We start from the raw sequence: 25,846 nt of genomic DNA on the forward strand, positions 1-25,846 counted from the left end.
ACCGTCGAGCGCAACGAATTCCGTTCCGCGCACCCATGATTCGCGGTCCTATAGCGATTGCGCGACCTCGTCGTCCTGGCGGCGCCCGGTGGTCATGTACAGGGTGCGGCGACCCACCTCGACGGCGTGGTCGCCGAAGCGTTCGTAATAGCGGCCGAGCAGAGTGACGTCGACCGCGGCCGCGGTGCCGTTGTCCCATCCTTCGGCCAGGATCGCCGCCAGCAGCGCGCGGTGTAGATCGTCCATGGTGTCGTCGCGAGCGTCGAGGTCAGCTGCGTCGCCGGGGTCGGCGGTGGTCAGCACACCGACCGCGGCGTCGGCGAGGTCGACGGCCGCCGCACCCATATGGGTCACCAGATCTCGCACCGGTTCGGGGACCGCGTCGGCGGGATGCCTGCGTCTGGCGGCGTCGGCGATGTGCTCGGTCAGCGCGCTCATCCGGGTGAGGTCATCGACCAATTGCAGCGCCGTCACCACCTGCCGCAGTTCTCCCGCGACGGGAGCTTCGAGGGCGAGAAGGGTGACCGCGGCGTGCTCGGCGTCCTCGCGCATCGCGGCGGTTTCGGCGCAGTAGTCGATGGTGCGTTCGGCCAGCTCCAGATCCGCGCCGAGAAGGGCGTCGGTGGCCATCGCGATGGCCTCCCGATTGCGCACGCACATCGCTCGCAAGTGGTCGGCGAGCTGCTCGAGGTGATCGTGGAAGCGGGTGCGCACCCCTCCATCATCGCGCGCATCCCGCCGGCGCGCTGCGGGTCCGCGATCGCGCACCGGTCGACTGCCGGAACCTGAGTTAACATCGTGGTTTGCCTGAGAAAGCTGTTCGTCGGCCGCGCCGCTGCCGGTCGGGCTGGAAGGGGCCGGTGTGGATCTGCCATCAGCGGGGCCGTTGACGGCGCGGACCGGTACCGCCGGGACGTGGTGGTCGTGTTGCGCCGCCGGGATGTCGATGCCGTGGCGCACGCTGCAGCCGCGACGTCGCGACACGGAGTTGCTCGACACGCTCACCGACGCGGGATTGCCCCCGGCGCGAGCCAGGGTCCGGCTGACCGCGCTCATCCATGGTGTGCGGCCCGCTCCGGCCTACGGGGTGATCGAAGGAGCGTTGCGACCGCCCGCGGTAGCGATCGCTATGACCAGTTTTCTGGTCGAACACCCGCAGGCTCGTTTCGTGGTCGATCCGGCGATGTGCGCCGACGTACACGCCCGGGTCCTGCCGCAGCTGCGCCGCCCGTATCGCGATCTCGTCGCTCCACGTAAATCGCTTGTCGGCCTAGCTGATTCGCTCGCGATGTCCGCTGTCCCCGTGGCCGCACTCGACTTCGCGATCGCGACGCACATCCACTGGGACCACGTGGCCGGACTGCTCGACCTGCCGGCATCCCTCGCGTTGCGGGTGACCACGGCCGAATTGGAATGGGCGACGAACCCCGAGACGGCCCCCATGGGCGTCGCGGAGTCGCTCGGCTCACGACCGACGCCGTCCTTCGACCTCGACGGGCCTCCCGTACTCACCTTTTCCCGCAGCCACGACCTCTTCGGCGACGGCTCGGTGCTGGCGGTGGACCTCTCCGGGCACACCCCTGGCAGCATCGGGCTCGTTCTCGCGGTAGCGGACGGGGGCACCGTGCTGTTGGCGGGCGACGCCGTCTGGCGGCGGGAGCAGATCCCGCTGCTGCGCGAGAAACCCCCGCTGCCAGGGCTTCTCGTCGACCACGACCGATCCGCCGCCTTCGCAGCGATCCACCGCCTGCACTGCCTGCCCGCGGACGTCGAGGTCGTTCCCACCCACGACCACACCGCGGCGAAAAGATGGGCGCATCGATAACCGCGCGGCCGTCCGCTGCCCCGGCGGGCTCGATCGGCGCCGCGCCGGTCACCGTGCGGTGTACCTCGGTCATCTCCTGACGCGATCGATGAGGGCGGCCGGCAGCGAGCTCATGATCGAGGCTCATATCCCGGCCCAGGAAACTCCACCAGTATTTCTTCGCCCAGTCGAGCAGCCAGCTCACGCCGGTTGCTGATCCGCCCTCTCCGAACCCGCCCGATCACACGCCGAGGACGGGGCCAAGGTCCCTCGACAAGTGTCGGTTCGACTCTGTGCACGGTCTTTCCCGCCGCGTAGCGTCCGTGGTACCCGCGTTCGGCAAGGCGCGGTGCGGAGGAGCCAGCCATGCGCGCACGAGTCGTCTACGAATCGATGTTCGGCAACACCGCGGCGGTCGCGGAAGCCATCGCGGAAGGGCTGCGCGAGCACGCCGACGTCGAAGTCGTGCCGGTGGCCGCGGCCGCCGAAGTGCCCGCTCCGAAGGTGCATCTGCTCGTGGTCGGCGGACCGACCCGCACCTTCCGGCTCAGCTGTCGGCGTACCCGCCGCGACGCCGCCAAGCGAACCGATGCGCTGATCGCCGACATCGGTGTCCGGGAGTGGCTCGAAGCGGCACTGCCCGTTCCGCGGGGGCACACTGCCATCGCCTTCGCCACCAAGCCGGTCGGTCAGTCGTGGCTACCCGGATCGACCGCACGCGGCATCGGAAAACGACTACGGCGTTTGGGCTATTCCCTCGCCGACGACCCGATGGATTTCCTCCTCGAAGACTCGACCGGCCCGCCCGGGCCAGGAGAGCTGGAACGCGCCCGTGCCTGGGCCGCGCGCATCGCCCACACCGAACTGGACCGGATCTCGCACCCGGATTGCCGGCACCGGAACGACGCACGAGATCAACGACTCGACCAATGGGCACCTCCGGCTGACGACCGCGGGCGAGCGGTGCCGCCGCACGGGCGGAAGAGCCGGTGATCATCACTCGCTCACCGAGTTCATCGGCAGGCGGACCGTCGCTCCCGCCTCGAGCCGCGCGGTCTGGTCCCGGCAGGTGACCTCGATCGGCGGCGACGCGCCGGGATCCGAGCCGATCTCGACGCCATCGCCGCTGACGCGCACGGTCAGCCGATGGCCGCGGTAGATCATTGGAAACGACAAGGCGCCCAAGGACTCCGGCCAAAACGGGCAGAACACCAGGCGGTCGCGGCGCAGTTCCATACCGGTGAAACACCGTTGCAGCAGATCGACGCTGCCCGCCATCGCGGCGAGATGAATCCCCTCCGCGGTGGTTCCGCCCTGGATATCGGCGACGTCGGAGCCGAGCACCAGATCGAAGAACTCCACGACGCGCTCCCGGTTGGCCCGCGCCAGCACCCACGAATGCACCAGCGCGCTGAGCGTCGAGCCGTGCGACGTGCGCGACAGGTAGTAGTCGATGGTCCGCGGAATCATCTCGCCGGGCAGTTCGTATCCGAGATGTCCCAGCAGTTCCCGGAGTTCGTCGGCCGACAGTAGATAGAACAGCATCAGGACATCGGCTTGTTTGGCGGCCCGATAGCGGTTCACATCGTCGCCCTCGGCCTCGAGTAGCCGGTCCAGCCGCTGGATGTTGCCGTATCGACGACGGTAGTGATCCCAATCGAGTTCGGCCAGTCGCTCGTATCCCTCGAACTGGCTGATGACTCCGTCGTGGAACGGGACGTACATTCGCCGAGCGACAACGGACCAGTGCTCCGATTCCGACGGTCGCACCGACAGCTTCTCCAGCAGCTCCGATCGTTCGCGCGGTGCCAGCAGGGCGAGCGCGTCGATCGCCCGCAGGATCACCCAGGCCGCCATCACATTGGTATAGGCGTTGTTGTCGATACCGGCCTCCGGCGCGTCCGGATAGCCGGAATGGAACTCGTCCGGGCCGATCACGCCACGGATGGTGTAGCGGTCGCGCTCGGCGTCGTAGCGCGCCAGGCTCGACCAGAAACGAGCGATCTCCACCAGCAACTCCGCGCCGCATTCGACGAGGAACTCCAGGTCGCCGGTGGCCTGGTAGTACTGCCAGACGTTGTAGGCGATCGCGATCCCGATGTGGTGCGCACGGCGGCTCGGATCCGGATTCCAGCGTCTCGACAGCGGATTCAGATGCATCCGCTGGCTTTCTTCACGGCCGTCACTGCCGGACTGCCACGGGAACATCGCCCCGGCGAGTCCCGCTTCGGCAGCCGCTCGCCTGGCCTCGGTCAGACGGCGATAGCGGTACCGCAGCAGAGAACGGGTCAGCTCGGGAAACCGCGGATTCAGCACGGGAAAGACGAACAGCTCGTCCCAGAACACATGACCGCGATAGGCCTCACCGTGCAGGCCGCGCGCGGGCACGCCCACATCCATGCTCGTGGTGTTCGGTGACAAGGTCTGCATCAGGTGCAACAGGTGCAGGCGCACGATGCGCGTCGCGTCCTGGGCACGGTCCAGGTCGATCCGCAGCCGCGCCCACAGATGCTCCCACGCCACCGCGTGTCCCTCGAACAGATCCGCGTAGCTGTCGACGGCGTCGACCCAGCGCGCGGCTTCCTCGTCGGGTCCCGCCGTGGCCGGGTCACGTCCGGTGAACACGGCGACGACCTTCTCCACGGTCACCGCGTCCCCGCTGGTGACCGGCAGCGTGAAATCGTGCCCGATCAGGCCGTCCTCGTGGATCGCTTCGCATGCCGGGTCGATGGGCTCCCCGCCGCGTCGCAGACCGCTGCGCGTCGCGACGGCCACCGGCGTTCTCGAGGCGCGGGTCCGCGCCGAGAGCAGCACCGATCTCGCGGACAGGTGTACGGCGTGTTCGGTCACCAGATGGGTGTCGGACAGGTCCCAATACCGCTGCACCAACTGATTGCGCACGGATCCATCGATCGCCGAGCGGATGGTCAGTTCGCCCGACCAGTTCTCGGCGGTGATCGTCGTCGCCATCGCGCCCGAGTGCGGACGATGCATGGCGGCGAACCGGCGTTGCGTCACCGCGGTGATCCGACCCGACGGATCGCGAAAACGGAACCGCCGCACGAGTTCGGCGCGGCGCAGATCCAGCTGCTGCCGGTAATCCAGCAGTTCCGCGGTATCGATGTCGAACCAGGGGCCGCGTTCGATCCGGAAGGTCAGCGGGAGCCAATTCGGCAGATTGACCAGACTTTCGTTGTCGACCACGTGGCCGGTTATCGTGTCGGAGAGCCGGTTGTACACCCCGCCCACATACGTACCCGGGTAGTGGACCGCTCCCGCCCCGCATTCCGGCGCCGCACCGCGGGTGGCGAAATAACCGTTGCCGACCGTGCACAGTGACTCCCGAAGCTTCTCTCGGGCCGGGTCGTATCCATCGAAGTCGAGTGTCCACGACTCCGGCGCGGCCGCGACGGTATCGGGTCGCAGCCTGCGGGCCAGCCGATCGAGGAAGTCGCGGACCCGATGCGGCCCGTCGATCGCGTACCGGGCGGCGGTGTGCCTGTCGCCGGTCTCCCCGTGGCGCACCACGATGGCGAGCCCATCCGCTTCGACGGCATCGAACGCGTCCTCGTCGGTCAGATCGTCGCCGAGATAGACCGGCAGCACCGGGACGGTGAGATGGTCGAGAATCCACCGCACCGCGGCGCCCTTGTCCCAGTCCACATCCGGGCGCAGCTCGGCGACACGCCTGCCGTGGGTGACGCGCAAACCCGCCGTGTGCCCTGCCTCGTGCACCGCGGCGACCACTCCCCCGACGTGTTCCGCCGTGACGTTGCGGTAGTGAACGGCGACCGCGAACCGCTTGTGCTCCACCAGGATTCCGGGAACATCCCGCAGGCGACGCCGAAGTTCACCGGCCGCCGCGGCGAGCGCATCCTCGGCGCCGGGTGCGGCATCGTGCACGTGCCCGGCGCCGTCCGGGGCCACCAGATCGAAGCCGTGACTGCCCGCGTACCAGATTCCGCCGACGCCGACGCGGGCACGCAAATCGGCGAGATCGCGTCCGCTGACGACCGCGACGGGGCATTCCGCTGCCAGCTTCCGCAATGCGGCCGCCACGCCCGCGACCGGTTCGGCGGCATTCGGATCGGGGACGATATCCGCGACGGTGCCGTCGAAGTCGAGCAGCACCGCAACTTTCGCGGTGCTCAGACGGTCGGCTATCCGCGGCCAGCCCTCCTCGACGTCCGGCAGCTCCGACATCCGCCGGAAGCCCCCGCGCAACCGCACCCGAGCGAGGTCATCGACGACGACGTCGGCTCCCCGGGCCAGCAGCCCATCCGCGTTCGCCCGCCGATCGACACCGATGACCAGCGCGAAGCCCCCACTGCGACCGGCGGCGACGCCCGCCTCGGCATCCTCGACCACAACCGTCCGGTCCGGTCCGGCCCCGAGTCGGCGCGCGGCCTCGAGCAACATCGCCGGATCGGGCTTCCCCGCCAGGCCCAATTCCTCGGCATCGTTCCCGTCCACCCGCACCGTGAACAGGTCCGCGACACCGGCGGCCGTGAGCACCTGCGCGCAATGCCGGCTGGCGGAGAAGATGCCCGTGCCGATGCCCGCGGCCGTCAGACGACGAACGAGGTCGACGGTCGACGGGAACACCCGGACACCGTCACGTGCGACGCGCTCGCGGAACAGGTGATCCTTGCGGTTTCCGAGCCCACATACGGTTTCGGCCGTCTCCGGATCGGCGGCGGTGCCCCAGGGCAACGCGATACCTCGCGCCGCGAGGAAGTCCGCGACGCCTCGATAGCGTGGCTTGCCGTCGACGAAGCGGAGGTAATCGGTTTCGGTGAACGGCGACCGGTCCTGTCCGGCACCGGCGGGACGCCGGGTGAGGAAGTCGTCGAACAATTCCGTCCACGCCGCGGCGTGCATCGACGCGCTGTCGGTCACCACCCCGTCCATGTCGAAGATCACCGCGTCGTGGCGGCGCGAATCGATCCGCGGCGTCGCCCGCACACCGTTGCCCACGACTTCAAGCCTGACCGAGCCGCCGGTGTCCCGTCCAGGGACGAAAGTCCGCAACAACCGCCTGACGTGGGGGCCACCAGCGACGAGATCCGGGACCAACGACTGTTTTCCCATCGGCGTGGGAGACCTACCGTCGGCCATATGAACGAGCTACCCACCGGAGAAACCATCGAGAAGGCCGTCCTCCTCGCCGGCCGGGCGCCGTCGCTGCACAACAGCCAGCCCTGGCACTGGACGTTCGACGGCCAAGCGCTGCGGCTGTTCGCGGTACCCGAACGCCGCCTCCCGGCGACCGACACCGCCGGTCGTCAGATGCTGATCAGCTGCGGTGTCGCGCTGGGCCATCTCCGCGCGGCCATGTCCGCTGCCGGTTGGCGCACCCTCGTCGCCCATTTCCCCAACCCGAATCGTCGCAATCATCTCGCCACCATCACGTTTCATCGGGCGCATTTCGTGACCGACGCCGACCGCGCCCGCGCCGACGCCATCCTGCGCAGGCACACCGACCGGCTGCCGTTCGCGGCGCCGCCCGGATGGCCCGATTTCGAAACCGTGCTGCGCAGCACGTTCGATCCCGCCGACGCCACGCTGAACGTCCTGCACGACGACAGCCGCCCCACGTTGGCCCGCGCCTCGGAGATGACCGCGTCGCTGCGCCGCTACGACCCGGATTACCACGCCGAATTGCAATGGTGGACGGGGCACGTCGTCGCCGACGCCGGTGTCCCCAAGGAGTCGCTGATCTCCGAGCAGGAACGGCAGCGGGTGAGCGTGGGCCGCAAGTTCCCCACCGTCTCCGGTGACCGGCGCGGTGAGGTCGCCGACGACCATTCGGTGATCCTGGTCCTCTCCACCGACAGCGACACCCCCGACGACGTGGTGCACTGCGGTGAGGTGCTGTCCACGGTGCTGCTGGAGTGCACCCTCGCGGGGTACGCGACCTGTCCGCTGACCCACCTGACCGAAGTCCCGCAGAGCCGCGCGCTGGTCCGCACGCTGACCGGCGGTTTCGGCTTGCCGCAGGTGCTGGTCCGGGTCGGCTCGGCACCCGAATCCGCGCAGGACGCTCCACTGACGCCGCGCCGTCCACTCTCGGAGATCCTCGAGATGTCCGGTCCACAGGGCGAGGTGGACTGAGGCCACATCGATATCCGGGACGTTAGCCCCCGCTCTACGGGCAGCAGTACCCTCCCCTCGCACCCGCCCCCCGAGCAGGCTGTGTGCTATGTCACCCCGTCGTATACCTCCACGTCCATCCGACGGAACTCCGGACCCGGACTCGGTGCCGCTGGCGGTTCCCGCGGTGGTGCTCGCTTCGATCATGCTGATCGGGATGCTCGTGGCGCTCGTCCTGTTGCTGCCCAATTGGGCGCGCGACTACGGCGCGGACCTGGTGTATCTGGCGGTGTTGATCTACGCCGGTCTCGCGCTGCGGCTGTTGTGGTGGGGCGTGACGGTCCTGCGTGCCGGTGTGGCGGACACCGAGAAGTAGAACGCCGCGCGGAAGGTCACGGCGGCCTCGCACCGGCCCGGCGGGCGACGGTGACCAAGGACCCTGCGTCGCGGGCGGAACGCCCGTATCCGGTCCGGACGATCCCGCGAAGACTCGAACCATGACCGCGAACGACGAAGCACCCGCCATATCGGTACCCGAGCATCGGGTGATGCTGGCTGCGTTGCGGCTGGCCACCCGGGCGCCGTCGGTGCACAACACCCAGCCGTGGCGGTGGGTGTTCGACGGAACCCGCCTGCACCTCTACACCGACGCCGACCGGCTGCTGCCCTCGACCGACCCGCACGGCCGCCAGCTGGTGATCAGCTGCGGAGCCGTCCTGCATCACGCGCGAACCGCCTTCGCCGACCAAGGCTGGCACACCGACACGGTGCGCGTGCCGGATCGGCAGCGACCCGACCATCTCGCCGTGATCGAATTCCGGCCGTGGACCGACCCGCCGGAGGGGATCCACACCCGAGCACGCGTCATCGACCGGCGCCGCACCGACCGGCTGCCGATGCTCGAACCGCAGGGCTTCGCAGGCCTGCTGCCCCGGCTGCGGATGCTCACCTCCCCGCACGAGGTGGAACTCGACGTCTTGGACGACAGCGCCCGGCCTCGGCTCGCCGCCGCTTCGGAACAGATCGGTGCGCTGCGCCGCCAGGACTTGCTGTATCAGACCGAATTGGAATGGTGGGCCGGGCATTCGGAGACGCTCGAAGGCGTGCCGGCCTCCGCGCTGGTGTCCGACGCGGAATTCGCCCGGGTCGGAGTCGGGCGCGCGTTCCCCCCGGCGCCGCGTTCGATGCGACGGGCCCGGCTCGACGATCGCGCGCGGCTGGTTCTGCTCGGCACCGACGGGGATTCGGTGACACGCTGGCTACGCACCGGCGAGGCGCTGTCGGCCGTGCTGCTGGAATGCACCGCCGCGGGTCTGGCGACCTGCGCGCTCACCCATGTCACCGAACTGCCGACGACCCGGGGACTGCTCGCCGGCCTGGTTCCCCGTCCGGCGACGCCTCAGGTGCTGCTCCGTGTCGGCACCGCGCCCGACGACGCCGACATGGTCCCGCCGACTCCCCGGCGCCCGGTCACCGACGTCTTCACCGTCACCGGCTCCCGCTGAGCCCACCGACACCCGAAGGGCGGCGGCCCGCGCCCACGGCACGACGAATCGAGGAGGACGCGGTGGAATACCGGATCGCCCTGGTCGAGTCCGCACCGGAAACGGTGCTGCGGATGGCACGCAGGCTTCGTCCCGACCCAGGTTTGCTCGGCGAGGACATCGCGGAGGGAATGCGGGAAGTGACCCGCGTCGTGCGGCAGGCCGGTTTGGTCGCCAGCGGCGCGCCGACGATCACCTTCCGCGACGACACACTCGAAGGCGAAGCGGCCGCGGTGGAATTCGGCGTCGCGGTGGAGCCCGCACCCAACCTCGGGCCCAGCTCCGGCGCGCAAGTGGTCGTCCTGCCGGGAACTCTCGTCGCTCGCACCTGCCACCGCGGCAGCTACCGCGACCTCGCCGCCGCGTATCAGGCGCTCCAGGAATGGCTGCGCGACAGCGGCTACCGGCCGATCGGTCCCCCCACCGAGGCCTACCTCATCGGCCCGGACGAGGTCACCGACGCCCGGCGTCTGCTCACCGAGATCCGGTTGCCGGTTGCCCCCGCCGCCACCGTCGCGGTGCACCTCGACGCCCCCTTCGAGGAGGCGGTGCGCAGAACCAGGGATGCCTTGCGCGGTGCGGAACTGGCGGTGATCGCCGAAGTCGACCTACAGGCCACGCTGCGCGAGACGATCGGCGAACAGATCGAGAACTATCTGCTGCTGGGCGTCTGCGACCCCCAGCTGACCTACCGGGCGCTGTCGGCCGACCGCCACGCCGGGGCGATGTTCTCGTGCGGTCTCGTGGTGCGCTCGACCGACACCGGCACACAGGTCGAGGTCGCCGATCCGGAACTGCTGGTCTGCGTCACCGCGCAGCCGGGGCTGCGGTCCGTCGCGGGCGAGCTGCGGCGGCGGCTCGCCGCCGCATTGGCGATCCTCCGCGATTCGTCGCCCGCGCGGACGTGATCACGTCGCGTCCACGGCGATCCGGCATCCGGGGTGACCATGGTCCCGTCAGTGCGGGTAGGAGTCCTCTCACCGGTCCCGGCTCGGACGAGCAGTCTCGTGGATATCGCACCTCGACGACCACGATTTCATCCGTGAAAGGCACACGTCATGAGCTACCACCGCGACCCCCTCGCACCCGCGGTGCACACCGCGCACGAGTGGCTGCGCACTCTGACCGACGAACTCGCCACCGAAGACCGGGCATTCGCGCACCGCGCACTGCGCGCCTGGCTGCACACGGTGCGTGACCGCATCGGTGTCAACGCGGCCGCGCATCTGAGCGCCCAGCTGCCCGAACTGCTGCGCGGGATCTTCTACGAGGGCTGGGTGCCCGCGCACGTTCCCTTCCCGCACGACGTGCCCTCCTTCCTCGATCAGTTCGCATTGGAAGCAGGCGTCTCCCGAGACGAGGCCTACGCTCTCGCGGGTGCGGTGACCGACGCGCTGGCCGATCTGTTCTCGCCCGGCCAGCTCGATCACGTGTTCGCGCTGTTGCCCGAAGATCTGCGGGCCGTCCTGCGCGGAGCCGACCTCGCGGGCACCTTGCAGCAGGACGCCACTCCGGTCACGCGACCGGAATCGTCTCGTCTCGACGAGTTGGACGGCCGGCTACGCGCACTCACCGACGCGGTGGCGGTGCTCGCCCGCAGCCTGGAAGGTCTTTCCGGCGGCGAACCGCCCGACAGCGCGCAGGTCTCCGCCGCGCAGCAAGCCCACCGGATCCTGATCGCCGAAGGCCTCACCCGCTCGGAGGCGCCGACCTGATCGCTGCCGGGCAGCTCCACGACCGGCCCTACCGAATACTTCCCAGCGCGGTGCGTCGCACCGCGAATGACATGCCTGCGCGGCGAGTCCCGTCGCCACGCAGGAAGGGACTTTTGGCCCGTACCGAGCGGCCTGCCCGATGCGTAGTGTCGACCCCACCCCCGCTCCCGGATTGGACACTCGATGATCACGGTGTTTCTGGTCGACGACCATGAGATCGTCCGCCGCGGCCTCGCCGACCTGCTTTCCGACGACCCGGAACTCACCGTGATCGGCGAAGCAGGCGACGTCGCCCAGGCCCTCGCCCGCATTCCCGCACTCCGGCCGGACGTCGCCGTTCTCGACGTGCGCCTGCCCGATGGCAACGGGATCGAACTCTGCCGTGACCTGCTGTCCAAGCTCGACGATCTGCGCTGCTTGATCCTGACCTCGTTCACCGACGAACAGGCGATGCTGGACGCGATCCTGGCCGGAGCCAGCGGCTACGTCGTCAAGGACATCAAGGGCATGGAGCTGGCCAAAGCCATCAAGGAAGTCGGCGCGGGCCGCTCCCTGCTCGACAACCGCGCCGCCGCCGCCTTGATGCAACGACTACGCGCCAACACCCACCACGACGGCCCCCTGGCCGGACTCACCGATCAGGAACGCAAACTGCTCGACCTCCTCGGTGAAGGACTGACCAACCGCCAGATCGCTCAGCGCATGTTCCTCGCCGAGAAGACGGTGAAGAACTACGTATCCCGCCTGCTCGCCAAACTCGGCCTGGAACGGCGCACCCAGGCCGCGGTCTACGCCTCCAAACTCCGGTCCCGGCCGTCCGGCTCCACCATCGACTCCTGACCGGTGGCGTGTCCATATCCACTCGGCGGTGGCGTTCATTTCCGGAACCGGGTGAAATATTCTTGAGCCATGGCGAGAAGCCGCGCTGACGGCGTTTCAGGGGCGCATGCGACTGATTACGCGTCGGCCGACCCCTACTCCGTGCGGGATACGCTTTCCCAACTGCGGCTGCGCGAACTGCTCGGCGAGGTCAAGGATCGCATCGAGCAGATCATCGATGCCCGGGACCGCATGGACGGCTTGGTCGAGGCCATGCTCACCGTCACCTCCGGCCTCGACCTCAATCGCACCTTGCGCACCATCGTGCACACCGCTATCTCGCTGGTCGATGCCCGCTACGGCGCGCTCGGCGTCCGCGGCCACGACCAGCAACTCACCCAATTCATCTACGAGGGCATCGACGAACCGACCCGCGAGTTGATCGGCGACCTCCCCCAAGGCCACGGCGTGCTCGGACTACTGTTCAGCCAGCCCAAACCGATCCGGCTCGACAACCTGGCCGACCACCCCTCCTCGGTAGGATTCCCCGCCCATCACCCGCCGATGCGCACCTTCCTCGGCGTGCCCGTCCGCATCCGCGACGAAGTATTCGGCAACCTCTATCTCACGGAGAAAGCAGGCGGCCAACCCTTCACCGAAGACGACGAAGTCATCGTGCGAGCCCTGGCCGCCGCGGCCGGAATCGCCATCGACAACGCCCACCTCTACGAATCCGCCCGCACCCGCCAAGCCTGGATCGAAGCCACCCGCGACATCACCACCGAATTCCTCGCAGGCACCGCCCCCGGCCAGGTCCTCACCCACCTCGTCGAAGCCACGCACCGGCTCACCGGCTCCGAACGGACCTATCTCGCGGTCGTCCCGGACTCCGAGGGGCCACCCGAAGAGATCACCGAACTTCTGATCACACATACCGCCGGCGCCACGCACGACCAGCGGCTGATCAAGCTGCCGTTGGGAGACACCACCATCGGTCAGGCCTTCCGACAGCGTTCTCCCCAGCGGGTGGACGACGCTCGCCGCGCGGATCTCGGCAAGATCTTCCCCGACGCCGGGCCCGCACTCGTGCTGCCCATGCAGACCTCCGATTCCACGGTGGGCGTGCTGGTCGCGCTGCGGGCGGTGGAATCGGCGCCCTACAACAACGAGATCCTCGAACTGACCTCCGCCTTCACCGACCAGGCCGCGCTGGCGATGCAACTGGCCGACGCGCAACGGCGCATGCGGGAACTGGACATCCTCTCCGACCGCGACCGCATCGCCCGCGACCTGCACGACCACGTCATCCAGCGGCTGTTCGCCGTCGGGCTGAGCCTGCAGGGCACCGTCCCCCGAACCCGCGTGCCCGAAGTGCGCGAGCGGATCACCGAGGCGATCAACGACCTGCAAGACGTCGTCCAAGAAATCCGCACCTCGATCTTCGACCTGCACGGCGGCGACAGCGCGCGGGTGCGCCAACGCATCGAGGAAGCCATCCGCCAGCAGACCGCGCCCAGCGGCATCCGCACCTCCGTGCGCATCAGCGGGCCACTCTCGGTCATCGATCCCGAACTGGCCGATCACGCCGAAGCCGTTGTGCGCGAAGCGGTCAGCAACGCCGTACGGCACTCCGGAGCCGACACCGTCTCGGTCGAGATCACCGTGGCCGACGACCTGATCATCGTCGTCGAGGACGACGGCTGCGGGGTGCCCACCGACGTCGCCCCGAGCGGTCTGACGAATCTGGCCCGGCGCGCCGAGGAAGCGGCCGGGACCTTCACGGTCACGGCCGGTACCGAACCGGACGGGCGTACCGCGGGCACGCGGTTGTGCTGGCAGGTGCCGCTGCGCTGACCGCCGGAGCCATGTGATCGGCGACCCGGAGCCGACGAGCGAGGAGGGTTATGGCCGAGGAGCCGATCGAATGGGGCGGGGCGCTGTGGGCCGCCGCCGACCTGGTGACGCCGATGGCCATCCGCGTGGCCGCGACGCTGCGGCTGGCCGACCACGTCGCCGCGGGCAGGCGGACGAGCGAGGCGCTGGCCGCCGCGGTGGACGCGGACCGGGACGCGCTGGGGCGTCTGCTGGACCACCTGGTGACCGCCGGTGTGCTGTCTCGTGGAAGTACCGGCGGCTATGGGCTGACGTCGTTGGGTGAGCGCCTGCGGGACGATCATCCGGAAGGGGTGCGGCGCTGGATCGATCTGGAGGGCGCCGTCGGGCGCGCCGATCTGTGCTTCGTCCAGCTGTTGCACACCGTTCGCACCGGTGAGCCCGCCTTTCCACGTCAGTTCGGCCGGACGTTCTGGGAAGATCTGTCCGCCGATCCCGCGCTGGGAGCGTCGTTCGACGCTCTGATGGGCTCCCGGTTGACGGCGGATGCCCCGGCGGTGGCCGACGCCTACTCATGGGGCGCGCTCGGTCACCTCGTCGATGTGGGTGGAGGCGACGCCAGCTTGCTCGTCGCCCTTCTTCGCGCCCATGGCAACCTGCGCGGGACGGTGCTCGACTTGGCAGGCCCGGTCGCTCGTGCACAGCAGGCCATTCGCTCGGCAGGCCTCGACCACCGGGCCGACGCGCAGGTCGGCAGCTTTTTCGATCCCCTTCCCGCCGGAGCGGGCGGCTATCTGCTCTCGGGTGTCCTGCACGACTGGGACGACGAGGCCGCCGTTCGCATCTTGCGACGCTGCGCCGACGCGGTTCCGGAGCACGGGAAGGTGCTCGTGCTCGACCACATCGGCGATGCCGACGGTGGCGCACCTGATACCGAAGGCGACCTGCGGATGCTGTGCTACGTCCGCGGCCGGGAACGCCCCCTCGGCAGGCTGCGTGAGATCGCCGAGTCGGCCGGTCTACGGGTCGGCTCGGTCATTCCGGCCGGTTCCCGCTCGATCATCGAGTTACACCTCGCCGATCCGCGTTCACCCAGCTGCCCGGCGGTGGCGCCGGGGTAAGCGGCCCCAGGATTCGCGAATTCGGGCATCTTCCGGGTGAGCGCGTCCGTCGCGCCGATGAGTGTGCGCGCAAGGATACGAGCCAACTCGTCGACGGTGGCCCGCACGCCCAGTTCCGCGGCGATCGTCGCGGACACCGCGGCGGCGAGCCTTCCAAAAAGACGTTGCGCGAAATGCTTATCGCGGTGGGAGATTCGGATGTGCCTCAGGACTCGAACAGCAAGTAGAGACCGGTGAAGGTGAAACCGACCATGGTCAGCATCAAAGCCAGTTGACCCGTCACCCGATGGGCCCGCGGCAGCAGTCGCAGGCAGCGGTCGTGCGCGGCGGCGACGCCGAGAATATGTCCGATCACCACGGCCAGCACCTTGATCGTCCCCAGCACCGCGGGATGGGTGGACAAGAGGTAGGCGACGTCGCGGTCGGCCAGTCCGGCCAGGTTCCATCCTCGTCCGAACGGATCCGCGAACAAGAGCACCGTCGCCTGGCCCTTCTCGACCAAGAAGGTGAGGTAGTGGGCGACGAGATAACCCGCGACGATCGGGGACAGACTGTACGCGAGGCGAGCCGGCAGCAGTTTCCGCTCGGCTTCGGGCAGGCCTCCGGTCGCCCTCGCGGCGGTACAGAACAGGCCGCCGACGACCACGATGAAACCCAGCAGCCCCACCGTCTTCAGCACGGTCGGCAGGAACTCGTATCCGCCGCCACCGGCGTCGGCCAGCAGACCACGCCAGGAAGGGAAGGTGCTGAAGCTGTCGAACGCCGTCGAGCCGAGCAGGGTGGCGGCCACGGCCACCGCGGCCACCCGGACCGGAGTTCCCGCCAGATTGTTCAACGGCGATCGCAGCACGAGTTCACCGGTATCGCGACGCCCCAACGGGCTCAGCCTGCCCAGCAGACTGCTGTACACCTCCAGCGGATCGGCACGCTCGGCCCAGACGGTGCCGCACATGATCAGTCCGGCCGTGTTCACGACGAGATACGCCACGAGCCAGGTGGTCACGGCGGCCACCGAACCCGGTTCCGGGTAGGCCAGTTCCATCCACACGAAGGAGAACAGGCCCAGCACCGCGGGCCACTGCCCCCAAGAACCGGGATAACGCATCAATCCCTGGGCGGGTGGACGGCGCCGCATCAGGCACAGGGCGCGGTGCACGGCGCGCACCGGCGACAAGATCTTCCACACGGGTCCTGCGACCAGTGAGGCGACCATGACACCGACCCAGAGGTAGATGTAGACGACACCGGGCACGGGATTGCGCGCCGGATCCGAACTTCCGAAGACACCGATCGCGACGACCACGAGAGTGACGGCCACGCTCGCTCCCGAAATCACGACCCGGACCGCCCTGGAGTCCAGGATCGCACCGACCACCGAGGGAAGCGCGATTCCCGGTGATCGCGGGTCCAGCCGCGGTTCGCGCCAGGCGAGCACCAGCACCGCGAACGAGAACGTCAAGGCCCAGGCCGCTCCGACAAGCGCGTACGACAGTGGGATCGGCAGATCCGTGGCGCCGCCGATGCCGTGCGCGAGAACCGTCATCCGCGAACGAGCAATGTCGCCACCGTTCGCCGCGCGTGATGCAGTTCGATCTCCACCCGGCCCGGCACATCCACGGTGAAGCGGAACCGCTGTCCAGCCCCCGGGGTGATCGCGAACGTGTGCTGCGGCGTGCCGTGTACGTGCAGTTCGTCGTCGGCGTCGCTGTCGACCACCACCTCGATCGGTCGTCCCACCCGGGTCTCGAGGCGGACATCGGCCGGGCTCACCGACCCCGCCGCGATCCGGACCGCGACGACGAGACTCTCCGAGTCTCCAGCCGTCCCGCTCGCCGACGAGGCGGTGTCGGGATCGGAGGAGGCACAGCCGCTCACTACCAGACCGCTCAGCAGCACGAGCGCGCCCCACCGCCACACAGATGCCATCACCGCTCCTTCTCCGCGCCGTGCTCGGACGGCGAACCAGATGTGCGATCACGCGCCTCGGCGCGGCGGTCTCGCACGGCGACGAACACGACGACGGCGACCACGGCCAGGGCGGGCAGGAAGGCCGGTATCGCGAGCAGCAGCGAGTGATGGGCCAACACGTCCACGCTGTCGGCGCCCCCGGTCATCGCGAGACCGCCGGTTCCGCCACGGCCGTCCGGCTCGTGTGCGGATACCGGTCGTTGATCCGCGCCGCGCCCCAGGACAGCGCGCCGACGAGGACGAGGCTGCACACCAGGACGACCAGCGATGCCGCGCCGAACAACCAGGACGGGTAATCGAACGAGCGCTCCCGCTGCAGCACCGTGATCTCGGCGATGAACGGGCGGTCGAACGACGCGAGCGCGGGAACCTCGTCGACGCCGATGCCGGGGTCGGCGGCCATGAAGATCGGCGCGGCGGTCAGGACGCGCCCGTCCTGCAGCCGCAGAACTGTTTTCCACGACCCATGAGCCGGGACGGGTTCGGTGGAGACGTAGTGCCCTGAACCCACTCGTCGCAGGTGGTCGACGACCAGGCCGCGGCCGGGACTGTCACTGCCGATGCCACCTTGCCAGGACAGGATCTGCATCCATTCGGGGTCGGAGCCGACCAGATCGGCGGGCGTGACGCGGACGTCCGCCAGCACCATCCTGCCGCCTGAACCTGATTCGACGTCACGCAGCGCGACCGTGGCGGTGGCCTGCTCCGGCACGTCGATGAGCAGCCCATTGGCGGTGGCAGCCGCCACGATCACGACCGCGGCGACCATCAATCCGCGCCGCACCGGCGGGCGTGGCAGCGGTTCGCCGCGCAGCGTCATCGCCAGCAGTGCGCCGACGACACCACCCGCGATACCGGTGGGCACGGCCATCGCCAGCAGTTCCGGCCACATGGCGGCAGGCCACGGATTGACGTACACCGCCCGAACCCAGAGGGATTCGAGCCACAGGCCGACTGTCGCGATCCCGAGTCCGCACAGCGCGCCCCACCAGATCGGCCGCCGGATGAGCGGTAGCAGCGCGAGCAGTTCCACCACGACCGCGCAGCCGAGATACAGCGGGAAGACATTGCGCGGGGCATCCATGATCGGTCCGCCCACCAGCACGGCCACCACGGTGCGGACCAGGGCGGCGAAGCCGACTACCACCAGTGTGCTGAACGGCCCCAGGCTCGCACGGGCGGCGACGAGGGACACCGCGGCCGCGGCGGCGATGAGCATCGGCTGCAGAACGAGCCGGAATTGCTGCACCCCGAAGTCGAATTCCACCTGGAATACCGACAATCCGATGAGCAAGCCACCGAAGGCGAAGGACCGCAGCAGCCACATCAGCCTGCCGTCGGCGCGGTCGGGCTCCGGTTTGCTGTGCCTGCCTTCGAACTCGAGCAGCAACACACCGATCAGTGACAACCCGGCGCCGCCGATGAGCATCAGATGCGTCGGCCCCCAGAGCGTGACATCTTGCCCGAAGATCCGATGCCAGATGTCGTCGAGGGGAAAGCCGATCAAGGCGTAGAGACCGGCGCCCGCGATGAGGATGCCGCCGACGGGCGCGTACCAGGTGCGGGTGATCCGCACCGCGGCGACACCGGGCTTCTCGTCCAGGGGCAGCACGATCGCCGACATCCCGGCGGTGAACAGGAAGAACAATCCCGCCAGGATGAAATAGTGCGCCGGATTCGCCAGTGGCCCGTTGTCCCGGCCGTTGCCGACGTGCAGGCTGACATCCCAGATGAAGCCCAGCAACGCGGTGAGGATCGTCGCGAGGAACATCGCCAGCGGAAGGGCCACCCATCCGGGGCGGTTGAGCAGCCGCCCGAGACGGTCGGCGACGCGTTGTAACCAGGTGATCCGGCGGGTTCGGTGGAGATACCCGATCCACAGCAGAACGACCGCGACCAGTCCGGCGGCGCCGGTCATGATCGCCACCTGGTCCAGCGCCGCTCCCCCGCCCTCGGTGCCGGGAGCGGCGAACCATTCGATCCGTGCATGCGCGGCGTCGCGCATGGTGACCTCCATCACACGAGCGAGTATATGTTACTAACGGTATCATGAAAGCGGCGGACAGCGGCCGTAATCGCGCCGCCGTTTCGGGTCAGCCGACGATCGGCAGGTCGCGCTCTTCGTCCAGCCTGGTCAGCGCCCCTTGCATGATTCCGGTGACGTGCCGGTAGGCCTCGTCCAGATTCAGTTCGGGCCCCAGCACGTCGCGAAGATCGATCGGGTCGAGGAACTCGACGGTGATCTTGCTGGGCAACGGCAGATGCCCAGCGAGATCACCGAGGTCGAGTCCCCACGGCAGCGCGATCGAGATCGGGAACACCTTCAGCCGCAGCATCCGATCCAGCCGCAGCAGGCGCGCGATCCGATCACCGCGGGTGAGCACCAACTGAGTCTGCTGCGCACCGATGTTCACCACCGGCACGATCGGAACCCGCTCGTTCCAGGCGAGGCGGAGAAATCCGGTGCGACCGGCGAAGTCGATCCGGTCCTCCTCCCACGTCGGACGGTGCACCTCCCAGTCACCGCCGGGGTAGACCAGCACCGCCGCGCCGTCGCGCAGCACTCGCTCGGCATTACCCGGGTCGGCGTTGACCGTTCCGAAGCGGCGCAGCAACGAGCCGATCACCGGGTAGGCCATCACCATGTCGTGGGCGAGCTGGAAGAAGGGCCGCTGCGGTCCGAAACGCCGGACGAAGGCGAGCGTGGTCACCAAGACTTCCGGCGATACGTTCCCGCCGGAATGGTTGCCGACCAGTAAGACCGGCCCCTCTTCCGGAACCCGCTCCAAGCCGCGCACCTCCGCCCGGAAGTAGAGGCGCACGAGAAGCCAGCCCAGATCGACGGTGTCGGCGATGAACTCCGGGTCGCGATCGGCGGGGTCGGCGGTGGGCACTCGCGCCTTCACCTGCCGGGCGACCCAGTCCGTCGCCCGGTCGACCGTCCCGCCGGCCAATCGGAAGACCTTCATGACCAACGGCTTCCGGCTAGCCGCCGATCGAGAGCAACTGGTCGAAGAACGCCCGGTACCCACGCAACGCCTGCCGCAGCCCCTCGGTGTCGGACGTGTCGCCGAGCCGCTCGTCCAGTTCGCGTTTGCGCTGGTCATAGGTGGTGGTCAGCTGGTGGATGGTATCGCCGAGCAGCTCGTCCGCGCGAGCGACCGCGTCTTTGGGGTTGTCGACGAAGGTAACCTGCACTTCCCGCCACTGGGTGCGTAGGCGATCGAGATCGGCATCGGGCAACAGCGGCGCAGGCCCGCCCGCCGCGGTTTCGGCCGTCGGCGCACCGTGGGCGGCGGTTTGCCGAGTCGTGCCGGTGTCGCTCCACTCGCTGTCGATCACATCCCGTCGCGAGGCATCCGCGCGGGCCGGCTCCGATCCGTGGGCCGCGGGCGTGTTCGATTCGGGCGCCGTACCGGTGGTCTGCGCGGACTCGGCCTCGCCGATCCCGCGGGACGCCTCGGTCTGCCCGGGATCGCGCCGCACCGCTGCCGTTTCGCCTGCCGGTCCGGCCTGCCGACCACGGTCCGCCTGCCCGCTTCCTTCGTACTGCGACTCGACCCGCCGCTCACCTACTGTCGGCGAATTCTCCTCCGCCCCATCGTGATAGGGGCGACGCTCGGATTCGGTGCTCATGCTTTCACGTCCTTCTTGCCTTCGCCGCCAACGCCGATCAGATCTTCGAACACTTCCCGGTAGTGCACGATGGCTGTGCGCCGGTCCTCAGTGGATACCGCCGTGCCTGCGGGGCGGGTCGCGATGTCGTGCGCGGCGCGATAGTGGCCCAGCGGCTCGGCATGCTCCACGGAAAGATCAGCCACCTGCTGCTCGTAGTTCTCCGTGGGGTAGCCGCGCTCGGACATGATCGTGGTGACGAGGCGGTCGGCTTCGGTCAACGCCCCGGCGGGGTCGTCGATGAATCGCTCCTGCACCTCTACCCAGCGGGTGGAATAGACCCGCTTCTCGTCGTCCGACAGGTCGCGTAGCCGCAGTTGCGCGTGCCTGCGCTCGCGCTCTGCGAGTTCCCGCTCCGCGGTCTTGCGATCCTCGTGCTCCTGTACCGTCCGGTCGTATTCCGGGCCGAATCTGCGGCGTAGTCGCTGTCTGCGCAGCATCGGCCACACCAGGAGCGCGACAACGGCCGCGACGACGACAATGGCGATGACGACGATGATTACCCATACTCCAGCCGACATCTGAACCTCCTTGTCGAGCTTGTCCGCTGGGGTAATGCCTCCTGACCGTGGTCCCAAACATATGTTCGCCACGAGGCTTCGACGTGGTGAAGTCAGCGAACCAGAACTCGTTCGCGGCGGCGACCTGTTCCTCGCCGAGCTCGGCGCCGAGACCGGGGCGCCACAGCAAGGTGCGCAGCTTCAGGAAGAAGTGTTCGGGCCCGGCGGCGCGTGGACGGGGCCATCACGCGGGACCGAGACCCGGTCCGCGCGTATACGAAGCCGCGCGGCCGCCGCTGAGGGCGAAACGAGCGGCTTTCAGCGACAGCGATGGTGAGCAGGTCCAGGCGGTGCATTCACCGAGGTAACCGGCTCACGCCCAAGCCCGTTGCCTGGTCACCACGGGCAGTGGCGGGATGAGTTTGTCCCAGAATTCGCGGCGCACCGCGTCCCAGAGCCGCGTCAGCTCCGGAAGAAGTTCTCGTGCCTGCGCGAGGTCAGGGTAGTTGCCGGGGCCGAACGCGACCAACGGAGAAGCATCCGATGCCTTGTCCACGGCGACGATCGCGATCAGGTGGTGGTGAACGAAACGCCACGTCACGCATACACCGTCGACTTCGGTATGGCGTATGTCACTCATCGTCGGAACCCTGGCGTCGTACGCTCGGCTCGCACTTGCGCCGATCCGCGCCCCCGGCCGTATACCCCTCCGCGCCACCTGCCGGGCCGCCGACTCGGCACGGTCGCGGCGAAGCGACCGTAGTGCACGCTATGGCTGTTCTGGTTCGTTTCGAACATGGGAAATCCTGTTTCGATCGTGACGCCGCCGCGTCCCGGTGCCCAGAAAGGCAGTTCCACGCGTCTGAACATAAGACATTAGATTTCATAGTTCAACGCGTGGCAGGTAATGATTGCGTTAAGTTCACTGCCAGGCCGGTATGCGACCGAGACCTCCGGGGCGAAGTCGGAGCCCATAGCGTCAGGCGCGACCGCGATCGGCAGCGGACCGGGGCAGGATCGCTCGGTCGCAGCGTGTACCTCTAACTCTAGAGTTCATAGTTCAAGTGTTCGTTGGCTAGGATCGAGTTACATCCCCCACCGAGGAGTCGCGTTGTCCAAGCAGGAGAGCGCCGGATTGACCGCTCTCGGCGCCGTGCTGGCCCCCCTCGAGGGCGGCGGCCCGAAGACCGAGGCCGTGGTGCAGCGACTCTGTGCCGCCATCAGCCTCGGCCTGATGGTCGACGGCCAGCAGTTGCCGAGCGAGACCGATCTCGCCGGTCAGCTCGGGGTGTCGACGATGACCCTGCGCGAGGCACTGGCCGTGCTCCGCCAGCAGGGAATCGTGCAGACCAAGCGCGGACGCGGCGGCGGCAGCTTCATCCGCGGTGCGGCGGAGATCCTCGAGAGCAGCTCACTGGTGCGCTTGCAGGAGATGAGCATCCAAGAATTGCGCGATCTGGGGGACGAACACTTCGCCGTCACCGGAGCCGCCGCCGTGTTCGCCGCACGCCGCGGGTTGCGAGCCGATATCGCGCGGCTGCGATCCCTGGCCGACCGGCTGAAGGACAGCAGCGAGCCCATATCGGCCCGCCGGGCCGACAGCCGCTTCCATATCGAAATGGCGGTGTGCGCGCAATCCACCCGTTTGACCCGCGCCCAGGTCGCGCTACAAGCTGAACTCTCCGCCCTGCTCTGGTTACCCCGACTGAAACTCGACCCCACCGCCGAAGCCACCGTGCATCGCGATTTAGTGGACGCGATCGAAAGAGAAGACGACGCCCGGGCGAGAGAACTGGCAGAATCACAAATCGAATCACGCATCCGCCGCCTCGTCGCCCTACGTTTGGAGCTCAGTTGATCGATGAGGGATACCGATAGTTCTTCCACCCCGGTGACCGTCGAATCGCTCGTCCACGCCGTCACAGAACTGGCCGAGGAGGTCTACGAATCGCTGGGCATCATCGGGGCCGAATTGGCGGCACTGTGGGCGAGATCGACCGAGAAGCTGCAGCGCCCGCCCCGATCGACCGACCTCGCACCGCTGCTCGACACCATCGTCGGCGAGCTCGAGCGGCGTGGAAAACTGCTCGAAAGCGCGGGCGTAGTGATGGCCGACGGCGTTCTCGCGGATCGCCCCCGATTCCTGGAGTGGTGGTTCCTCGATACCGATCGCGGACCGCAACGTCTTGTGCTGGAATTGAATCCGCACAATGAGTACTTCTACGACTACACGGCCATGGACTGGTTCACGATTCCGCGCGACCAGGGTCGGCGCTGGGCGTACGGGCCGACCGTCGATTACGCGTGTACCGATCAGTACGTCTGCACCTTCGCAATTCCGGTGACGATCGATTCGGGAGCCTTCCTCGGAATCGCCGGTGCCGATGTTCCGGTCGCTTCGATCGAGGCAGTCCTGCTTCCGCGACTCCGGGCATTCGGTCAGCGGGTGGTGCTGGTCAACAGCGAGGGGCGCGTCATCATGGGCACCGATCCCGAATTCACCACCGGATCCAAGATCAGCCGCATGGCCCGATCCGCCGCGGCGATGCCGATCGAGGCCACCTCGTGGTCGTTGCAGCCGCTGGACTCACACTGACGCGACGCGACAGCGCTGCGGGGCGCCCGCCACGAGCCGGATGGCACGCGGTGCGCCCCGATGAATGGGGTCGTGCGGCACGGAGGGGTTCGCCGAATACTCGTCCCCATGAAGGCGATCACCGCGGGCCTCCTTGCGCCGGCCACACTCCTCGCACCACTGTCGACCGCGCACGCCACGCCATTCGAGCAGGAGGCGACCATCGCGGAACGGCAACCGTTGTAGACGCAACCTGAACTATCGCCGTGATCGCCTGTCGGGCTTGCCATCTGGGAATTTCAGGCGGAACCTTCGCGGCGGAGCCGCATTAGCCACGGAAGAAGTCGACCGGAATCATCGTCTGGGTCGGTGCCGCATTGGCACACTTGATCAGTGAAAGGTGTGAAACACAGCATAATTCGCCGGCGCCGCCGTATGCCGTGCCGTAAGCGGGTTACCGGCTGTGTACTGTCCCGACGGGGCCGAACAGTCCGGGCCTTCTCGCGAGAGAGCTCCCGTGCTGTCTGCGACACCAGTGCGAGCAAGTAGCGAGGTTGTGGGTTGGATCGTTGGTGTGCGGCCGCGAGTGCCGGCACCACCTGAAGGAGAAAGCACGGAAATGAAGATGGACCGCCGTTCTGCGCGTGGAAACCGCCGTCGCCGTTCCGGCAGTCTGCTCTTCGGGCAACTGCTCACAGCCGCGGTCGAGTCCGCCGCCGACACGGTGGCGATCCGGTTCAGTCCGACAGGCGATCCCGCCGATACCACCCAACTTACCTACCGAGAGCTCGACGAATCCTCGTCGCGGCTGGCGCGGGAGTTGATCGACCGGGGATTGGGGCCCGGCGACGTGGTGGCGATCGGCATTCGGCGCTCGATCGAGTCGGTGCTGTCGGTGTGGGCCATCGCCAAGACAGGCGCCGCGTATGTGCCGATCGATCCCACCTACCCGCCGGAGCGGATCGCCTACATGGTGTCCGATTCCGGAGCGGCGCTGGGTTTGACCACTTCCGCGTACCGCGAAGCGCTGGGCACGTCGGTCCCGTGGATCGAACTCGACGACCCGCAAGACCGGGAACGGATCGAACGGCGGCCCGCGCACCCGGTCTCGTACGCCGATCGGGTGCGACCGCTGACCGAACAGCATCCCGCCTACGTCATCTTCACCTCGGGTTCGACCGGTCGGCCCAAGGGAGTCGTGGTCACCCACTCCGGATTGGGCGCGATGGTGGCGTCCGAACGGGAGCGCTACGACGTCACCGAGGGCTCGCGGGTGATGCACATCTGCTCGCCGAACTTCGACGTGTCGGTACTGGAATTGCTGCTCGCCTTCGCCACCGGGTCCACCCTGGTGATCGCGCCGCCGACCGTATTCGGCGGATTCGAACTCGCCGATGTGCTGAGGCGCGAACGCGTCACGCACATGCTGATCACGCCGGGCGCTCTGGAATCGGTCGACCCTGAGGGGCTCGCGGACCTGCGCGTCGTGATGGTCATCGGCGATCGGTTCGGTCCGCACCTGGTCAGCCGGTGGAGCGGGAACGGCCGCGCGATGATCAACGGCTACGGCCCCACCGAAGCCACGGTCATCGCGACCAGCAGTGCGCCGCTGGTTCCCGGCGAGACCATCACCATCGGCGGCGCGATACCGGGCTTCGGTCTGTTCGTGCTCGATTCCCGCTTGCGCCCGGCCCCGGCCGGAGTGATCGGCGAGCTGTATCTGTCCGGCCCCGCGCTCGCGGAGGGCTACCTCAACCGGCGCGGTCTCACCGCGGCGCGTTTCGTGGCCAACCCGTTCGGCGGCGAGGCGGGCAATCCGGGATCGCGCATGTACCGCACCGGCGACTTGGCCCGCCGACTCGGCGGGGGCGGCATCGAGGTATTGGGACGTTCCGATTTCCAAGTGAAGGTCCGTGGTTTCCGCGTCGAACTCGGCGAGATCGATGACGCGCTGAGCCGCCATCCGGATGTCGAGTTCGCGGTGACGTTGGGCAAGCGGCAGCAGAACGGCACGACCATGTTGGTGTCCTACGTGCTTCCCGAGGCGGACGCGGTGGGCATCGGGGCCGAGTTCGACACCACGGCGCTGCTGGACTTCATCTCCGAGTCGTTGCCGGGGTACATGATTCCGGCGTCGATTGTGGTGTTGGACGAGATTCCGTTGACGCCGGTGGGGAAGTTGGATCGGGCGGCGTTGCC

23 protein-coding genes are annotated in these 25,846 nt (G+C 68.2%); 13 read left to right on the forward strand and 10 right to left on the reverse strand.

All coding sequences use genetic code 11. The features are described from left to right. Positions 1-48: 48 nt before the first annotated feature. Positions 49-714: a phosphate signaling complex protein PhoU gene (phoU, locus tag ACIHAX_RS08900; protein WP_397276661.1), complete on the reverse strand. Its 666-nt coding sequence runs from the start codon at positions 712-714 to the stop codon at positions 49-51. A 148-nt stretch (positions 715-862) separates the two neighbouring features. Here phoU and ACIHAX_RS08905 point away from each other — a divergent pair, with 148 nt between their 5' ends. Together ACIHAX_RS08905 and ACIHAX_RS08910 are read left to right on the forward strand one after the other, a co-directional pair. Continuing rightward, positions 863-1,825 carry an MBL fold metallo-hydrolase gene (locus ACIHAX_RS08905; protein WP_364435391.1) on the forward strand — a complete coding sequence of 321 codons (963 nt, stop codon included), beginning with the start codon at positions 863-865 and terminating at the stop codon, positions 1,823-1,825. 345 nt (positions 1,826-2,170) lie between these two features. Next, the gene (locus ACIHAX_RS08910; RefSeq protein WP_364435388.1) at positions 2,171-2,797 is read left to right on the forward strand and encodes a flavodoxin family protein; all 627 of its coding nucleotides are present in this window, start codon (positions 2,171-2,173) and stop codon (positions 2,795-2,797) included. Positions 2,798-2,800: 3 nt separating this feature from the next. Here the strand turns inward: ACIHAX_RS08910 and otsB are convergent, their stop codons facing one another. Continuing rightward, on the reverse strand, positions 2,801-6,781 hold the full coding sequence (gene otsB / locus ACIHAX_RS08915; protein WP_397276664.1) for a trehalose-phosphatase: 3,981 nt from the start codon (positions 6,779-6,781) through the stop codon (positions 2,801-2,803). A 141-nt stretch (positions 6,782-6,922) separates the two neighbouring features. Between otsB and ACIHAX_RS08920 the strand changes: the two genes are divergently transcribed. The 8 genes from ACIHAX_RS08920 (at position 6,923) to ACIHAX_RS08955 (ending at position 14,929) form a co-directional block, all read left to right on the forward strand. Beyond that, on the forward strand, positions 6,923-7,918 hold the full coding sequence (locus ACIHAX_RS08920) for an Acg family FMN-binding oxidoreductase (protein ID WP_356968497.1): 996 nt from the start codon (positions 6,923-6,925) through the stop codon (positions 7,916-7,918). Positions 7,919-8,006: 88 nt separating this feature from the next. Continuing rightward, on the forward strand, positions 8,007-8,273 hold the full coding sequence (locus ACIHAX_RS08925; protein ID WP_397276667.1) for a hypothetical protein: 267 nt from the start codon (positions 8,007-8,009) through the stop codon (positions 8,271-8,273). 121 nt (positions 8,274-8,394) lie between these two features. Next, complete coding sequence (locus tag ACIHAX_RS08930; protein ID WP_355079408.1) at positions 8,395-9,402, forward strand: Acg family FMN-binding oxidoreductase; 1,008 nt, start codon at positions 8,395-8,397, stop codon at positions 9,400-9,402. Between the two features lie 62 nt (positions 9,403-9,464). After that, positions 9,465-10,349, forward strand: coding sequence for a DUF302 domain-containing protein (locus ACIHAX_RS08935; protein ID WP_364435377.1), 885 nt, complete (start codon positions 9,465-9,467; stop codon positions 10,347-10,349). Between the two features lie 150 nt (positions 10,350-10,499). Then, positions 10,500-11,156 carry a DUF2267 domain-containing protein gene (locus ACIHAX_RS08940; RefSeq protein WP_355079411.1) on the forward strand — a complete coding sequence of 219 codons (657 nt, stop codon included), beginning with the start codon at positions 10,500-10,502 and terminating at the stop codon, positions 11,154-11,156. A 183-nt stretch (positions 11,157-11,339) separates the two neighbouring features. After that, positions 11,340-11,996 carry a response regulator transcription factor gene (locus tag ACIHAX_RS08945; protein WP_355079413.1) on the forward strand — a complete coding sequence of 219 codons (657 nt, stop codon included), beginning with the start codon at positions 11,340-11,342 and terminating at the stop codon, positions 11,994-11,996. Positions 11,997-12,065: 69 nt separating this feature from the next. Next, positions 12,066-13,829 carry a GAF domain-containing sensor histidine kinase gene (locus ACIHAX_RS08950; protein ID WP_355079415.1) on the forward strand — a complete coding sequence of 588 codons (1,764 nt, stop codon included), beginning with the start codon at positions 12,066-12,068 and terminating at the stop codon, positions 13,827-13,829. Positions 13,830-13,879: 50 nt separating this feature from the next. After that, the gene (locus tag ACIHAX_RS08955; protein WP_397276672.1) at positions 13,880-14,929 is read left to right on the forward strand and encodes a methyltransferase; all 1,050 of its coding nucleotides are present in this window, start codon (positions 13,880-13,882) and stop codon (positions 14,927-14,929) included. A 205-nt stretch (positions 14,930-15,134) separates the two neighbouring features. Here the strand turns inward: ACIHAX_RS08955 and ACIHAX_RS08960 are convergent, their stop codons facing one another. The 8 genes from ACIHAX_RS08960 to ACIHAX_RS08995 form a co-directional block, all read right to left on the reverse strand. Beyond that, positions 15,135-16,472, reverse strand: a complete 1,338-nt coding sequence (locus ACIHAX_RS08960; RefSeq protein ID WP_397276674.1) for a hypothetical protein — start codon at positions 16,470-16,472, stop codon at positions 15,135-15,137. Further along, positions 16,469-16,855: a hypothetical protein gene (locus tag ACIHAX_RS08965; RefSeq protein ID WP_379255946.1), complete on the reverse strand. Its 387-nt coding sequence runs from the start codon at positions 16,853-16,855 to the stop codon at positions 16,469-16,471. Before ACIHAX_RS08965 ends, ACIHAX_RS08960 begins: the two co-directional genes overlap by 4 nt. Then, positions 16,855-17,043 (reverse strand): hypothetical protein, encoded by a 189-nt coding sequence (locus ACIHAX_RS08970; protein WP_397276676.1) that lies wholly within the window; start codon positions 17,041-17,043, stop codon positions 16,855-16,857. The genes ACIHAX_RS08965 and ACIHAX_RS08970 overlap by 1 nt, the downstream gene beginning before the upstream one ends. After that, positions 17,040-18,914, reverse strand: coding sequence for a hypothetical protein (locus ACIHAX_RS08975; RefSeq protein ID WP_397276701.1), 1,875 nt, complete (start codon positions 18,912-18,914; stop codon positions 17,040-17,042). The genes ACIHAX_RS08970 and ACIHAX_RS08975 overlap by 4 nt, the downstream gene beginning before the upstream one ends. Positions 18,915-18,990: 76 nt before the next feature. Further along, positions 18,991-19,866 (reverse strand): lysophospholipid acyltransferase family protein, encoded by an 876-nt coding sequence (locus ACIHAX_RS08980; RefSeq protein ID WP_355079425.1) that lies wholly within the window; start codon positions 19,864-19,866, stop codon positions 18,991-18,993. 16 nt (positions 19,867-19,882) lie between these two features. Further along, positions 19,883-20,533, reverse strand: coding sequence for a hypothetical protein (locus ACIHAX_RS08985; protein WP_364435354.1), 651 nt, complete (start codon positions 20,531-20,533; stop codon positions 19,883-19,885). Further along, the gene (locus ACIHAX_RS08990; RefSeq protein ID WP_355079429.1) at positions 20,530-21,093 is read right to left on the reverse strand and encodes a hypothetical protein; all 564 of its coding nucleotides are present in this window, start codon (positions 21,091-21,093) and stop codon (positions 20,530-20,532) included. Before ACIHAX_RS08990 ends, ACIHAX_RS08985 begins: the two co-directional genes overlap by 4 nt. Positions 21,094-21,445: 352 nt before the next feature. After that, a complete protein-coding gene (locus ACIHAX_RS08995) occupies positions 21,446-21,712 on the reverse strand; it encodes a hypothetical protein (protein WP_355079431.1) in 267 nt (88 codons plus the stop codon). A 495-nt stretch (positions 21,713-22,207) separates the two neighbouring features. Here ACIHAX_RS08995 and ACIHAX_RS09000 point away from each other — a divergent pair, with 495 nt between their 5' ends. From ACIHAX_RS09000 to ACIHAX_RS09010, 3 genes are all read left to right on the forward strand, one after another. After that, a complete protein-coding gene (locus tag ACIHAX_RS09000) occupies positions 22,208-22,930 on the forward strand; it encodes a FadR/GntR family transcriptional regulator (RefSeq protein WP_397276680.1) in 723 nt (240 codons plus the stop codon). 3 nt (positions 22,931-22,933) lie between these two features. After that, on the forward strand, positions 22,934-23,668 hold the full coding sequence (locus tag ACIHAX_RS09005; RefSeq protein ID WP_397276682.1) for a cache domain-containing protein: 735 nt from the start codon (positions 22,934-22,936) through the stop codon (positions 23,666-23,668). 598 nt (positions 23,669-24,266) lie between these two features. After that, on the forward strand, positions 24,267-25,846 hold a 1,580-nt coding region (locus ACIHAX_RS09010; RefSeq protein ID WP_397276684.1), incomplete at its 3' end, for an amino acid adenylation domain-containing protein.

Origin of the sequence: Nocardia sp. NPDC051929 (assembly GCF_044548645.1) — a bacterium.
In the GTDB taxonomy this organism is placed as follows: Bacteria; Actinomycetota; Actinomycetes; order Mycobacteriales; family Mycobacteriaceae; genus Nocardia; species Nocardia sichangensis.

Coding starts and splice junctions, on each gene's coding strand:
- ACIHAX_RS08980 (WP_355079425.1), bottom strand. CDS start 19,866: ATGAAGGTCTTCCGATTGGCCGGCGGGACGGTCGACCGGGCGACGGAC.
- ACIHAX_RS09005 (WP_397276682.1), top strand. CDS start 22,934: ATGAGGGATACCGATAGTTCTTCCACCCCGGTGACCGTCGAATCGCTC.
- ACIHAX_RS08940 (WP_355079411.1), top strand. CDS start 10,500: ATGAGCTACCACCGCGACCCCCTCGCACCCGCGGTGCACACCGCGCAC.
- ACIHAX_RS08920 (WP_356968497.1), top strand. CDS start 6,923: ATGAACGAGCTACCCACCGGAGAAACCATCGAGAAGGCCGTCCTCCTC.
- ACIHAX_RS08945 (WP_355079413.1), top strand. CDS start 11,340: ATGATCACGGTGTTTCTGGTCGACGACCATGAGATCGTCCGCCGCGGC.
- ACIHAX_RS08925 (WP_397276667.1), top strand. CDS start 8,007: ATGTCACCCCGTCGTATACCTCCACGTCCATCCGACGGAACTCCGGAC.
- ACIHAX_RS08910 (WP_364435388.1), top strand. CDS start 2,171: ATGCGCGCACGAGTCGTCTACGAATCGATGTTCGGCAACACCGCGGCG.
- ACIHAX_RS08950 (WP_355079415.1), top strand. CDS start 12,066: ATGGCGAGAAGCCGCGCTGACGGCGTTTCAGGGGCGCATGCGACTGAT.
- ACIHAX_RS08960 (WP_397276674.1), bottom strand. CDS start 16,472: ATGACGGTTCTCGCGCACGGCATCGGCGGCGCCACGGATCTGCCGATC.
- ACIHAX_RS08965 (WP_379255946.1), bottom strand. CDS start 16,855: ATGGCATCTGTGTGGCGGTGGGGCGCGCTCGTGCTGCTGAGCGGTCTG.
- ACIHAX_RS08970 (WP_397276676.1), bottom strand. CDS start 17,043: ATGACCGGGGGCGCCGACAGCGTGGACGTGTTGGCCCATCACTCGCTG.
- ACIHAX_RS08995 (WP_355079431.1), bottom strand. CDS start 21,712: ATGAGTGACATACGCCATACCGAAGTCGACGGTGTATGCGTGACGTGG.
- ACIHAX_RS08985 (WP_364435354.1), bottom strand. CDS start 20,533: ATGAGCACCGAATCCGAGCGTCGCCCCTATCACGATGGGGCGGAGGAG.
- ACIHAX_RS08975 (WP_397276701.1), bottom strand. CDS start 18,914: ATGGAGGTCACCATGCGCGACGCCGCGCATGCACGGATCGAATGGTTC.
- ACIHAX_RS08990 (WP_355079429.1), bottom strand. CDS start 21,093: ATGTCGGCTGGAGTATGGGTAATCATCGTCGTCATCGCCATTGTCGTC.
- ACIHAX_RS08930 (WP_355079408.1), top strand. CDS start 8,395: ATGACCGCGAACGACGAAGCACCCGCCATATCGGTACCCGAGCATCGG.
- ACIHAX_RS08955 (WP_397276672.1), top strand. CDS start 13,880: ATGGCCGAGGAGCCGATCGAATGGGGCGGGGCGCTGTGGGCCGCCGCC.